This window comes from Puia sp. (assembly GCF_036500295.1).
In the GTDB taxonomy this organism is placed as follows: Bacteria; Bacteroidota; Bacteroidia; order Chitinophagales; family Chitinophagaceae; genus Puia.
Genome location: NZ_DASYCH010000003.1, coordinates 110,020 through 123,957, shown reverse-complemented (window position 1 = coordinate 123,957; position 13,938 = coordinate 110,020). Strand labels below are relative to the sequence as shown.

At 54.9% G+C, this 13,938-nt stretch carries 9 protein-coding genes; 4 read left to right on the top strand and 5 right to left on the bottom strand.

All coding sequences use genetic code 11. From position 1 onward, the window contains the following. Window positions 1-86: 86 nt before the first annotated feature. Together VGM48_RS01275 and VGM48_RS01270 are read right to left on the bottom strand one after the other, a co-directional pair. Complete coding sequence (locus VGM48_RS01275) at window positions 87-1,472, bottom strand: ammonium transporter (protein ID WP_331575793.1); 1,386 nt, start codon at window positions 1,470-1,472, stop codon at window positions 87-89. Window positions 1,473-1,708: 236 nt separating this feature from the next. Further along, window positions 1,709-2,500, bottom strand: coding sequence for a hypothetical protein (locus tag VGM48_RS01270; RefSeq protein ID WP_331575791.1), 792 nt, complete (start codon window positions 2,498-2,500; stop codon window positions 1,709-1,711). A gap of 178 nt (window positions 2,501-2,678) precedes the next feature. Between VGM48_RS01270 and VGM48_RS01265 the strand changes: the two genes are divergently transcribed. The 3 genes from VGM48_RS01265 (at window position 2,679) to VGM48_RS01255 (ending at window position 6,790) form a co-directional block, all read left to right on the top strand. After that, complete coding sequence (locus tag VGM48_RS01265; protein ID WP_331575789.1) at window positions 2,679-3,698, top strand: sensor histidine kinase; 1,020 nt, start codon at window positions 2,679-2,681, stop codon at window positions 3,696-3,698. Beyond that, window positions 3,695-4,408 (top strand): LytTR family DNA-binding domain-containing protein, encoded by a 714-nt coding sequence (locus VGM48_RS01260; RefSeq protein ID WP_331575787.1) that lies wholly within the window; start codon window positions 3,695-3,697, stop codon window positions 4,406-4,408. The genes VGM48_RS01265 and VGM48_RS01260 overlap by 4 nt, the downstream gene beginning before the upstream one ends. Before the next feature lie 99 nt (window positions 4,409-4,507). Further along, window positions 4,508-6,790, top strand: coding sequence for a transglycosylase domain-containing protein (locus VGM48_RS01255; RefSeq protein WP_331575786.1), 2,283 nt, complete (start codon window positions 4,508-4,510; stop codon window positions 6,788-6,790). 1 nt (window position 6,791) lies between these two features. Here the strand turns inward: VGM48_RS01255 and VGM48_RS01250 are convergent, their stop codons facing one another. Next, on the bottom strand, window positions 6,792-7,838 hold the full coding sequence (locus VGM48_RS01250; RefSeq protein WP_331575784.1) for a hypothetical protein: 1,047 nt from the start codon (window positions 7,836-7,838) through the stop codon (window positions 6,792-6,794). Window positions 7,839-8,112: 274 nt separating this feature from the next. On the opposite strand from VGM48_RS01250, the gene VGM48_RS01245 reads away from it, so the two are divergent. After that, window positions 8,113-9,531: a glycosyl hydrolase family 8 gene (locus VGM48_RS01245; RefSeq protein ID WP_331575782.1), complete on the top strand. Its 1,419-nt coding sequence runs from the start codon at window positions 8,113-8,115 to the stop codon at window positions 9,529-9,531. Between the two features lie 4 nt (window positions 9,532-9,535). On the opposite strand, the gene VGM48_RS01240 is transcribed toward VGM48_RS01245, so the two are convergent. Beyond that, window positions 9,536-10,675, bottom strand: a complete 1,140-nt coding sequence (locus tag VGM48_RS01240; protein ID WP_331575780.1) for an efflux RND transporter periplasmic adaptor subunit — start codon at window positions 10,673-10,675, stop codon at window positions 9,536-9,538. Continuing rightward, window positions 10,656-13,937, bottom strand: coding sequence for an efflux RND transporter permease subunit (locus VGM48_RS01235; protein ID WP_331575778.1), 3,282 nt, complete (start codon window positions 13,935-13,937; stop codon window positions 10,656-10,658). The genes VGM48_RS01240 and VGM48_RS01235 overlap by 20 nt, the downstream gene beginning before the upstream one ends. Window position 13,938: the final 1 nt, after the last annotated feature.

Sequence of the window (13,938 nt, the reverse complement as noted above, 5' to 3'; positions counted from 1 at the left end):
TCAGAAAAAGCCGGCTGCACCAAAACAAAATGCACCAAAACAAAAAGGGCCGGCAAACGCCGGCCCCCTTATCAAAAATCTAAATCTTAAACGATCTCCTGCTCCTTCAGCCCCTCCGGCGTCGCTACCAGCAGCGTACCCTGCGTGTACTTCTCGTCGTGCTGGCTGGCATCCAACCCCTCTTCTTCTTCCTCTTCGCTGACCCGCAGCGGAACGATAAAGTTGACAAGCTTGAAGATCCCATAGGAGACCGCAAAGCTATAGCCGACCGCGATACCCATGGCCTTCAACTGGATGAAGAAGAACCCGGGATTGCCGCTGAGTAAACCATCGGCGCCGGCGCCATTGACCATCTTCGTGGCAAATACCCCGGTCAGCAACATCCCGACCATCCCGCCAAGTCCATGACAGGGGAACACATCCAGCGTATCGTCAAGCACCGTCTTGGTAGCTTTGAAGTGAACGGCCATATTGGAAACTACGGCTGCAAATACGCCGATAAAAATACTCTGAGGAACAGCCACATAACCCGCGGCCGGGGTGATCGCCACCAGCCCGACCACCGCACCCACACAGAACCCGACAACAGAAGGCTTCTTACCGCGGATCACGTCGAAGAACATCCAGGACAAGCCGCCTGCCGCAGCCGCCGTATTCGTAGTGGAGAAGGCGGATACCGCAAGCGAGTTGGCGGCAAGGGCCGAACCGGCGTTGAATCCAAACCAGCCAAACCACAACAACCCGGTACCGATCAGCACATAAGGGATATTGGCAGGATGCGTCTCAAGCCGTTCGATATGAACTTTCCGGCGCTTCAACACAAGCGCACCGGCAAGCGCCGCACAACCCGCGGAGATATGAACCACCGTACCGCCGGCGAAGTCAAGCGCACCCATCTTGGCCAGAAAGCCATCGGGATGCCAGCTCCAGTGCGCCAACGGCGCGTATACCAGCAGACTGAAAAGAACGGTAAAAAGAACGTATGCCGAAAATCGCATCCGCTCCGCGATAGCGCCAACCACCAAACCCGGGGTGATGATCGCGAACATCAACTGGAACATCGAGAACAACGATTTCGGGATCGTCGGCGCCGGTCCCCATACCGGGCCCGTCGTCACGCCTTTATAGAACAAATGCGTTAAAGGATTACCGATGATCCCATGGATCGAATCCCCAAAGCAAAGACTGTAACCGACCACGATCCACAAAACCCCGACCACACCCGCCGCTACGACACTCTTCATCATCGTCGACAACACGTTCTTCCGGTTCACCATCCCCCCATAAAAAAAGGCCAGGGCCGGGGTCATCAGGAATACCAGCGCCGTCGCAACCAGTATCCAGGCCACGTCCGCGGAGTTATACTTGCTATCATCGACAATGGGCTTGAAAGTGGGAATAAAGATCGCCGCAACCGCCACCGCGGCCAGGAAGATGAAGGGTAAGTACCTTTTCGCAGTGATTTTGCTCATAATCTTTAATTTCATATTAATAAAATACTAATACTACAAATAACAGACTAAAGGTACACAAAAAATGCAAAACGGATATACAGTCACGTATATCAATTTAATTTAATGTTTATAAGAAATCACTCATCGGACTATAAATCAATAAGATACTTCATCATAGCAGAAATAGGTGTTCATAAATTTTAGCCAATTGCATCAAAAATAGCCGCATTTTTTGATTTTTTCTATTCCCACCCCTACCGGGTAAAACCCATCCGCACATCCGGCGTCAGCGCCGGCATCAGGATCTTATACCGGATCATCCCATTGAAATGATCCACCTCTTTGAGAAACTCATGCTCCTTCTTACTGATCCAATAGGACTCCGTATAGGCCGTCCCACCGGGGTCCTTTCCCTCCGTGGTCAGCACCCAACAGTCGACATCCCCACCCCCCATAGCCAGTTTCTCGCTACCCTTGACCGTATATCGGACATACTGCGGGGGCGAAAGACCCGCATCATAAAAATTGATCAGAAACGACCGCCCCACGGCCAGCGGCAGCATCTCAAAGGTCTCGATATCCAGGTTCCAGTTGAAATTGGGCTCGGAAAAGGCCAGCGAGAAGCCCTTCCGCGCATTATCCGCCACCGTGTCGGCGCCGCTGATCCCATCCCATCGCCAATTATAGGCATTCAGCTTTCCCCGCACCTGCTCCTGGTGATACACCGGCGCAAAACTGGCCGCCTCATTTATCGAGTATACCGTCCGGTAAGCCGGCGTATCGCTGCCGTACCAACGCTGATCGATGAAAAAAACAGGACTCCCATTCCGGTTACCGGTGCCGATCTCCCGCACCCAATACCAGAATCCCAACTGCCTGTTCTTGGCCGGGTCCAGATAGGTCACCAGGTATTGCCGGGTGCCCGGCTTCAGATTCCGGGTAAGCAGACCGCCCTTGCCCGGCCGCACAGTGTCCCCCTGGGCCCGGACACCCGCGCTAAGCAGCATTACGACAACGATCAGGATCATGTAGAGCCAATACATCATAAGCGAAGTTTTATCCCCCGAAATTGGTTCTCCAAACGCTGGGCGACAAACCGATTCAACCGCCCCCGGCGGGTTTTCAGCAGGCTCCGCCGCTATTTCAATAGCCCATCGATTGAAGGAAATCCCCCCATCGTTGAAAAGAATCCGCCACCAGTCAAAAAGCATAGTAATTTTGGCCATGCGCGTTTCCTTCAAAAAGGCAAGCCCCCGGCAACTGGAGATCATGGTCTGGGGCTTCGTGTTCCTGGTCACCGTCCTCAGCTATCTGCCCATGGACGGCCCGGCGCAGGCACTGATCTGGAGTTTCATGAGCATTACTTTTTCCGCGGCGATCATCTACGGGAACATTCGACTGCTCTTCCCCCGACTCTACGAAAAGGGTCATATCGTTCTTTACATCCTCGCCTCGATAGGCCTGCTGCTGGCGGTCGGGGTCACCCGCACTTTTCTCTCAGCCACTATTTATAATCGCTACTTTGCCGAAAAACCGGAAGTACTCGACATCTGGCGCTATCTGTACACATCCATCGCGGGCATCGCCATCTTCGTACTCAGTTTTGTCTTTCGTATCGCACTGGCGTATTTCCGGCTCAAACGACAGGCCGAACAGATGCTGGAACAAAAAAGCCAGGCCGAGCTCAACCTCCTCAAATCACAGGTCCAGCCGCATTTTCTGTTCAACACGCTGAACAATATCTACTACGAAGCCTACCGGGAATCGCCGCGCACAGCCCTGCTGATCGGCCGGCTCTCCGATATCATGCGCTATTTTGTCGATGAGAGCCCCAGAGAAAAAGTATCCCTGGCAACCGAGATAAAATTCCTCGAGAACTATATCGCCCTCGAAGAGATCCGCATCCGTCACGGCGTAACCGTCAATTTCAGCAAACAATACGACGGGGACCCGCTCCTGCCGCCGATGCTGCTGATGACCTTCGTCGAAAACCTCTTCAAACACGGCATCGATCGCAGCGCCGCGGGCAATACCATTTGTCTTTCGCTGATCCAGGAAGACGGTCACCTGCTCTTCACAACCGAGAACGCCCTGCCCGGGAACGCCCCGGCCCCGACCAAGCCGGGTTTTGGCCTCCAAAACCTTGAAAAACGCCTTACCATGCTCTATGGAGACCGGTTTGTCCTCTCCAGGACACGGACGGCAACCCATTTTAAAGCCTTCTTAAAAATTCCACTCGCATGAGCCTACACTGCCTCATCGTCGACGACGAACCCAATGCGGTAAGCCTGCTGGAAATGTTCATCCGGCAAAATACATCCTGGGACCTGGCGGGGAAATGCTACGACGCACCCGAAGCGCTAAATTTCCTGAAGACGCATTCCGTCGATCTCATCTTCCTCGATATCAATATGCCCCACCTGACGGGGATGGAAATGGCCGCGCTGCTGCCGCCTTCGACAAGCATCGTATTCACCACCGCCTACTCCGAATACGCCGCCGACAGCTATAGTTTCCCCACGATCGACTATCTGCTGAAACCCATTACCCTCAAACGGTTCTACGCCGCGATGCAAAAGATCGAAGCGCATTTCGCAAAGCCGGAAATCCCAACCATCGAACCGAATCCCCCGACCGAAGAAGAATACTTTTTCATCAAGTCCGGCCGCATGCTTCATAAGGTTCTGTTAAAGGATATCCTGTATTTTGAAGGCGAAAAAGAATACGCGCGGCTGGTAACGCCCACCCAACGGCTCCTGATCTACCGGCGCCTCAAGGACATCGGAGAACAGCTCTCCTCATCCTTTGCCCGGGTCCACAACTCCTACATCGTCAACATCGCCAGACTCGACTCCATCCGGGACAACCACGTGTTCATCGGCGCCAAACAGATACCCATCAGCGAAAAGTTTCGCGAAGCCTTTATGAACAGGATCAGGGAAAGAGTGTTTTAACAAGCGCATTTCAGGCATATTTTAGCTAAAATTTAGCCCTTTTTTTACGCTAATTGCGGAATTTGCGCGTTATTTGAACGGCACCTTTAATTTTCACCTATGTCGAAAGCCGTTCGTATTTTCTGGATCGTATTCTTTGCCGGCCTGCTCGCCTTTGTCGGCTTCATTGCACTCATCGCCTCGGGAAGCTTTGGCCAACTGCCCTCCCTCCATGAGCTGGAAAATCCCACACTGATCCTGGCTTCGGAAGTCTATGCCGATGACGGAAGTTCCATGGGGAAATACTACACCTCGAAGGGCAACCGGCTCGACGTTCAATACAGAGACATTTCGCCAAACGTTATACATGCATTGGTCTCCACCGAGGACGAACGCTTTTACGACCACTCCGGAGTCGACGGCAAGGCCATCCTCCGGGCTGTCCTGCGCTTCGGCCGGGATGGCGGCGGCAGCACCATCACCCAGCAGCTAGCGCTCAATATGTTCAACGGCGAAAGATCCCATAACAAAATGGGTCGCATCATCCAAAAACTTAAGGAATGGATCATCGCCATCGAGCTCGAACGGAATTTCACAAAGGAAGAGATCATCACGCTTTATCTCAATGACGTCTCCTTCAGCGATAATGTATACGGTATCCGCGGTGCCGCCCGCACCTTCTTCCGGAAAGACCCCGATAGTCTCAGCGTCGACGAAGCGGCCGTGCTCGTCGGGATGGTCAACAACCCGAGCCTGTTCAACCCCCGCACCAATCCAAAAGCCGCAACCGACCGGCGAAACATCGTGCTCAACCGCATGGTGTCGAATCACTGGCTTTCGGAGCCCGATGCCGCGGCCCTGAAGGCCAAACCCATCGATATCGCCCACTACCGGAAGCTGGATGAGAACAACGGCGTTGCCCCCTATTTCCGCGATCAGTTGCGCAGCGATCTGCGTAAATGGTGTAAGGAACATACCAACCCCGCCACCGGCAAGGCCTATAATCTCTACACCGACGGACTAAAGATCTATACAACGATCGACCCGAAGATGCAGCAGTACGCGGACAGCGCCGTAGCCCGCCAGATGCCCATCCTGCAAAAAGAACTGGATGGCCAGAAGAACATCCGTGACGGCGGCGTCTGGTCCGATCATAAGAACATCCTGGAAGCCGCCATGCGCAGCACCGAAAGATGGCAGAGCGAAGAGGACGATGGCCTGTCGGAAGCGGCCATCCGTAACAGCTTCAACGTTCCCGTAAAAATGAAGGTCTTCGCCTGGAACGCCGTACGGGAAAAAGATACCGTGATGTCGCCCCTGGACTCGATAAAATATCATCGCCAGATGCTGCAGGCCGGCTTCATGGTAATGGATCCCTTCACCGGCGCCGTAAAGGCCTGGGTCGGCGGCATCGATTTTCGCACGTATAAATTCGATCACGTCAATATAAACACCAAAAGACAGGTAGGCAGTAGCATCAAACCCTTCCTGTACGGCCTCGCCATCGAGGATTTCAATTTTACCCCGATGACCGAGTGCCCTGCCGTACAGCAATACTTTCCCGAATACAACGCCTACGTTCCCGCAAGAGGCGGCTCACATTGGAGTCCAGGCCCCTACCCGATGGCGTTTGGGCTGGGCTGGTCGATCAATGAGGTGGCTGCCTATATCATGAAAGAGTTTGGTCCAAAAGGCCCCCAGCGCTTTGCCGAATTCCTGAAACAGATCGGCATCCCCACCGCCGTACAACCCTACCCGTCCCTGGCACTGGGTGCCTGCGAACTGTCCCTGTATGAGATGCTCGACGGATACACAATGTTCCCCACCGGTGGCTTCAACACCCAGCCTTTCTACATAGCCCGCATCGAGGACAAACATGGCAACGAACTGGCCAATTTCACCTCGACGCCAAAAGAGGTCCTCAACCAGGCTACCGCCTATACCATGGCCCGGATGATGCAGGGTACCGTCGATTTCGGCACCGCCAAGGGACTTCGCGAAAGACTGGGCCTCGCCGAGATGGGCGGTAAGACCGGCACCACCAACGACAATTCAGATTGCTGGTTCATCGGCTATACCCCACAGTTGCTCGCAGGGGGTTGGGTCGGCTGCGACGATCGCTTCATCCGGCTGGAAAGCCGGTCCGCTGACGGCGGCCATGTGACCCGGCCCATCTGGGAGACCTTCTTCGCAAAAGCACTTGCCGACAAATCCCTGGGCCTGCGAAGGGACCTGCATTTCACCAAACCCGACAGCCTGAGCGTCAACGCAGGCCTCGACTACGAGAAGCTCGACAAAATGGCTGCGCCGGGCGCACAGGGTGAAGACCAGGGCAACGGCAGCGCCGGCGCATATGGCGGAACCGATACGACAAGATCAAAAAAGCCCTCCAATCCTTATTAGATCAGTAGTCGTTGGAATTATAAGCCTCCGTCGGCGCAAATTCATCAAAGTCATCAAAGGTGCCGTTGTTGCCGTTGTTGCCGCTCCCTACATAGCTGTGCCCGCTGACCGTAAAGGATACCGCTCCGCTTCTCGGCGCACGCGGCCAGGGTGACCGCCGGCTCCAGCGATCGGAAGCAAAATCATACGCCCAGGTAGAAGTAATCATGCTCCCGTTGGAACCGGTCGTCAGAAATGCCTGGTCGCCGTTGACAAAGGCCGTCCCGTATTCCCTTTGAATATCGGTGTAACCGTCATCAAACGTTTCAGCGTCGGTGTTGGTGATATTGGCCAACTGCGTCCAGGCCGGATTTTGCGCCGGATCAAACCGCCAGAAGTCTCTGACCATGCCACCACTGTTGGTTCCCGTGACAATATAGGCCTGATCTTTATAAACAAAGGCGACCGCGCCTTGCCGCTTGGAGAAATTACCACTGGTGCCCGGCGTCAGCGACCATTTGTCCTGCACCGGATCATACTCGTAAAGATCATTCATCCAGTTTACATTAAAGCCGGTACCGATATACCCCTTTCCATGCACGCTGAACCCGACCGCATCATAGCGCGGCACGCCCGGAAAATCGGCCTTTCTTGACCAGACATTCCCCACCGGATCGAATTGGTAAAAGTCACTGTAGACCGTGACCAGATCGTAACCCGTGCCCACATATCCAAAGCTTCCGACGCTGAAAGCCGAAGCCTCGCTTCTCGCTGCACCGGGGAAATCGGCCATCTGCTGCCAGCCGCTGTCGTGGCTGAACCGCCAGAAATCCTTTAACCTGCCCGTGCTGCCTACCGACTGATTATAACCCAGGCCAACATAGGCATCGGTGCCGATGACAAAACAGGAAGCATTGCCGCGGGGCGGATCCCCCACCGGTGCACTCGCTATCCAGTTGCCAAGCTGCGTATCGGGGATGTTGGTGGGATGACAGGAGAACAGGAAGCAATAGACCGGCATAGAAAGGGTAAACACAAAAACGGAGGTTTTCAGGTTAAATGAGCGCATATGTATTGACGTTATAGTTTATGGTCAAAGAAAAAGGGCTCTTCCGGAAGCTCCGGTGATAAGAGCGTCCGACCGTCCATCCTGTTGCTTCGCCGTTGTTAATGTTTCCTATATAAAAAGTAAATACCCGTTAACAAACGAGCGCTGTCGGCCGGACCTTTCCGCCCACACTGCTGATCCGTACAAAGTATCGAAGAGAAATGGCGCGGAAATTGCTCTCTGTCATCGGCTGCCCCTGTAAAGGGTGCGGAACTCACAGATTAATATGGACAATATGAAACGAACAGTGCTGCTGGCGAATGTGATTTGGCTATCCTTTCTGACCTTGTCTCTTTCCGCACAAACTCCCTCTCAGGCAACGGCAACGGCCCGGACGACCGCTATTCCCTCCCGGCCCTTTCCACAGCATACCCACTACCTGGGTGGGTCAATTCTCCCCAATCATGTCAGCCGCGACGTGCTGGACGACAGCGTCCGCTCCTTTTATCGTCAATGGAAAAAACACTATGTCCTGCCGGGCTGTACCGAAGGCGAAGCCTACGTCTGGTTCGAAGGGACAAAAGGCGATAACATCTGCGTCTCGGAAGGTCAGGGGTACGGGATGATGATCACGGCATTGATGGCCGGATTCGATTCCACCGCCCAGCAGACCTATGACCAGCTCTTCCGCTATTACAAGTCCCATCCCAGCACAAGCAGCCCGCACCTGATGGCCTGGATACAATCGAGAGAATGCCGCAGCATCGACGGCGGTACCGCCACCGACGGCGATATGGACATCGCCTACTCTCTGCTCATCGCCGACGCACAATGGGGCAGACAAACCAATATCCCTTACCGGCAGGAAGCACTGGCGATGATCGCCGCCATCAAGCGGGAAGAGATCAACCCGATCACCTATATTGTAATGGAAGCAAATGGGGAATCACCCCACAGCAGAGACTATTATGATATGCGCTCGAGTGATTTCATGCCGGAACATATCCGGTCCTTCCGGGCGATAACGGGAGATTCAACCTGGGACAGTGTACTCAATAACAACTATCGGCTGTTTCATTACCTACAGGATACCTATAGTCCCGAAGTGGGGCTGGTACCCGACTTCATAAAACAAATTTCGCTGCGGCCCGGTCAGGGATATACCGGCAATTCCATCATGACATCGGCACACGGCGCCGGCGATGATGAACCGAATACAAGATATACCGGGACCATCACGGCCGTTCCCGCGCAGCCCAATTACCTGGAATCGAAATATGACGGTCTGTATAACTTCAACGCCTGCCGCGTTCCCTGGCGTATCGCCGCCGACTATTTGGTCTCGGGTGACAAACGGGCGGCGGAATTCCTGGCGCCGATAAACGCATGGATCCGCACCACCACAAAAGGCAACCCCGACAATATCTCGGCCGGCTACGATCTCTCCGGTACCGATCTGCCTCACCGGTATTTCGAAGCCCTGTGTTTTATCTGTCCCTTCGCCGTCTCGGCAATGGCCAGCCATGAGAACCAGGAATGGCTGAACAAACTCTGGGACTATATCATCCGCTTTAAATTAAAGGATTTCGACTACTACGACAACAGCATCAAGATGATCGATCTGATCATCCTTTCCGGCAACTACTGGGCGCCGTTGGTCCCGGATAGTTCGGCCGCAACCCCGGCCGCTCCGGCCGCCACACCCACCCATTAGGCCTCTATCGAAGGGGTGACCCGTCCCGGATCTCTTCATTGGCATGCGTGACGATCGTATCCCCTTCTTTCAGCTTAGACCCATAAACCTCCGTCTTACCACTCTGGGTCCTGCCCATCTGTACATCCACCCATTCGGCTTTATGGTCGCTGCTTACGCGAATGACGGCGATCCGCTCCGTTGAATTGACAATGGCAGTAGCCGGCACAACGAACACACTGTCCCGGGCAGGCATCGGCAGATCCACTTCAGCGACCATGCCGGGAAGCAATTCCTTATTCTTGGGAAATACATCCATTTCAGTACGCTCCGCACGAAGCCGGCTATCCAATGCGCCCGCCAGCCGTTTTACGGTGGCCGTGAAATGACGGCCCGGCGCCGATTTGACCGAGAAACTCACTTCCTGTTTATCCCGCAGATAACCGGTCAGCGCTTCGGGTACGGACACCACGAGACGGAGATGGTTTTGTTGTTGCAAGGTGAAGATAGGCAGCTCCGATCCCTTACCCGATGGCCCCACAATGGCGCCGAGGTTTACATTACGGGCGCTGATCACCCCACTGAAGGGCGCCTGGATCTCCAGATACTTGAGGGTCTCGGCGACCTCTTTATACGCAGCCTTCGCCGCATCCAGCTGGGCCAGATCGGATTTTTGCCGGGCGTCCGCCTGATCCACATCGTTCTGGGAAATGGTGCCTGGCGTCTTGCTGGTCTCCACGATCCGGTCGTAGTTAGCCTTGCTGGCAATAAAAATGGCTTCCTGCGATTTCACCCGCGATTCCGCACTTGCCAGCTGGCTCTGCAGTTCCGGCGCTTCCATCGTCGCCAGCAACTGCCCCTCCCGTACTTCGGAGCCGATATCGACATATAATTTTTTGACAAAGCTGTTGACCTTTGCATACAGATCCACCTGCTGGAATGCAATCAGCTCCCCGGGAACGTAGAGATCGGTGGACAACTGCCCCTTCACCAGTTGGAAGGTCGCCGTAGGCACAGCCACACTGTCCTTTTTCGGGGTCTCGTTCGCGCGCTTCGCCTTTTCTTCGCCATCCGAAGAAGAACAGCTGTTGAACATGCCGGCAAGCACCACCAGACAGAGTGCCGGCAAAAGCGCGGACGTTGTTTTATTTTTCATTTTGTTCATACAATGACGGTATATAATGTTTACTTGCATTATCTGAAGGATCGAGGGACACAGATTGGGTCGTCGTCTTTCGCTGTACCCAGGCAAAGATCAATGGCAGGAAGAGCAGCGCCGCAAACGTCGAAGCGATCAGCCCGCCAATAACGGCCCTTCCCAACGGCGCGGCCTGATCCCCACCTTCCCCAAAACCCGAAGCCATCGGGAGCATCCCCACGACCATCGCAACGCTGGTCATCAGGATCGGGCGAAGCCGCGTGGCAGCCGCTTCCCGCGCGGACTTCAACGCATCTCCGGTGTTGAGCCGCAACTCCTCGGCATTGGTGACAAGCAATACCGAGTTGGAGATCGAGACCCCGACCGACATGATCATCCCCATATACGATTGCAGGTTGAGAGTCGATCCGGTCAGCATCAACAGCGCCAGTGACCCCAGCAGCACCGCGGGTACGGTACACAGCGTGACAAGCGAGACCTTGAACGACTGGAAGTTGGCCGCCAGCATAAGGAAGATAACGATCACCGCGGTGATCAATCCGATCTGCAGGCTGTCCAGGGTCTCGGTCAGCACCTGCGTAAGCCCCCGGGTCTCGACAGTCAGCCCGCGAGGCGGCTTTCCGGCCTGGGCAAGCGCTTTGTCGACATCGACGGCCGCATGGCCGAGGTCCTTCTTGTAAAGGTTGGCCGTCACCGAAAGCACCGGCGTCGCACCGATATCGTCAGCCTCTCCATACACGGTGTCCCGGGTGATGGTCGCCACATCGCTGATCAGCGGCCGGCCGGAATTCGGCGAAAGCGGGATCTCGCCGACATCATGGATACTCGTCATCAGGTTCTCGGGGATCTGCACCTGCACATTGTAGGAAAGGTTGTTCTTATGATCGATCCAGAGGTTCTTCTCCGTAAAACGGGAAGAGGACGTCGCAGCCACAAGGCTCCGGCTGATCTGATCGGCCGTAGTGCCCATCTGTGCGGCCCTGACCCTGTCTATATCGATATTCAACGCGGGATAGTGAATGGCCTGGTCCAGCTGCACGTCCCGCAGATAGGGGATTTGCTTTAGCTGGTCGATCACCTTCTGTGCATAGACTTCATTCTGCTTCTTGTTCTTCCCCACCAGCTTTATCTCTATCGGCGTCGGCGACCCCTGGCTCAGGATCTTATCGGTCAGCTCGATCGGCTCGAAAGATACTTTCAGCCACGGCATATCCTGTGCTAACGATCTCCGGAGCCGGTCCTTGAGATCGTCCATGTCCACCTTATAGTCCTCCTTGAGGCTGACCTGCAGGACCCCTTCCTGCGGCCCCGCCATGAACAGGTAAATGGGGTCCGTGGAATATTGGGAACTGTGCATCCCGACCACCGCGGAAGTAACGGAGATATTTTCATGCCCCACCAAAGTGTCGAGGACCTTCAGCGTAGCGAGCATATATTGCTCCGATCGCTCCATCCGGGTCCCGTCGGGCGCCCGCAACCGCACCTGAAACTGGCCGGCATTGGATTTCGGCAACACGTCCCGGCCGATATGGGTCAGCAGCAGAAAGGCGCCGCCCATCCCCAGCACGATATAGAGCAGCGCGATCGGCGCCCGCGCGGGCATCATCCGGTCCATAAACCGGAGATAGCGCATCCGGAACTTGTCGAATCGCGTCAGTTTCCCATCCTTACCCGTCCCATGCTCCATAAGCTTTTGCTTTTCCTCCGCAACATGCTTCTCATCCGCGGCGCTCAAACCGGAAGCCCGGAACTCTTCCTCATCGGAAGCAAATTTCTTTCCACCCTTCCCTTGATGGTCCTTCATCATCCAGTTGGCCAGCACCGGTACAAAGGTCTGTGCCATCAGATAGGAGGTTATCATCGAAAAGGCAATGGCCAGCGAAAGCGGCAGGAACAACGAACCGGGGATGCCGCCCATCGTGAAGGCTGGTGCAAATACGGCCAGGATACAAAACAGGATCAACAGCTTCGAAAAAGCGATCTCCTTACAGGCATCCCAGATGGCCAGCGATTTGGGCTTATGCATCGCCAGATGCTGGTGGATATTCTCGATCGTTACCGTCGATTCATCCACCAAAATACCGATGGCCAGCGAAAGCCCGCTCAGAGTCATGATATTGATGGTCTGATGGAACAGGTTCAGGAAAAGTACCCCGGAGATAACGCAGATGGGGATCGTCAGGATCACGATCGCGGCGCCACGGGTATCCCCCAAAAAGAGCAACACCATCAACCCCGTCAGGATCGCGCCGATGGCTCCCTCGCTCAGCAGGTTCTTCACCGAATTGATCACATAGGTCGACTGGTCAAACTCATAAGACAGCTTGACATCCTCCGGCAACTGGGCCTGGAATCGGGGGATGGCTTTTTTGAGGCTTTGCACGACATCCCAGGTGGACGCGGCTGCCGCCTTGGTGATCGGCAGGTATACACTGCGCCTTCCATTTACAAGCGCATAACCCGCGGTGATATCCGATCCGTCTTCCACCTTGGCGACATCCCGCAGATAAAGGTTTTGTACGCTGTTGGTGAAGATGGGGATATTCTCGAAATCCTTTACCTCGCGGATCGTGGTATTCGAAGGAGTAAAATAGTTGAGGTCGCCGATGCGCACATTCCCCGCGGGCGTAGGCTGGTTGTTCTGCCGCAACGCCGCCACGATCTGGTCCGGCGTGAGATTATGGCTGCGCATCAGGTCCGGATCGACCCGGATGACGATGGTTCTGGGCGTGCCGCCGAAGGGCGCCGGCGACACCAGCCCCGGCACACTGCTGAACTGCGCCCGAACATATACGTTGGCAAGGTCCTGCAGCTCGCTATTGCTCCGGATAGCACTGCTCAATACCAGCTGGCCCACCGGTAGGGTGCTGGCGTCGAAGCGAAGGATGAAGGGCGGCTGCGAACCGGGTGGAAATGCCGCCTGCGCCCGGGTGATATACCCGGTCACCTCCGAAGCCGCCTGCGCCATATTCGTACCTTCATAAAAAGTGAGCTTGAGCAGCGTCAGGCCCTGGATGTTCCGGGACTCGATACTCTTTACACCGCCTACATACAACAGCAGGTTCACATACTGCTTGCCGAAATAGGTCTCCATCTGATCGGGCGTAAAGCCGCCATACGGGTGCGAAATATAGATCACCGGCAGATCCAGGTTGGGAAAAATATCGATCTTGATGCTCCGAACGGCGCCGATACCAAAGAAAAGAAGTCCCGCCACCAGCACGAGAATGGTTATAGGTTTTCTAAGCGCGAGTCTGATCAATCCCATA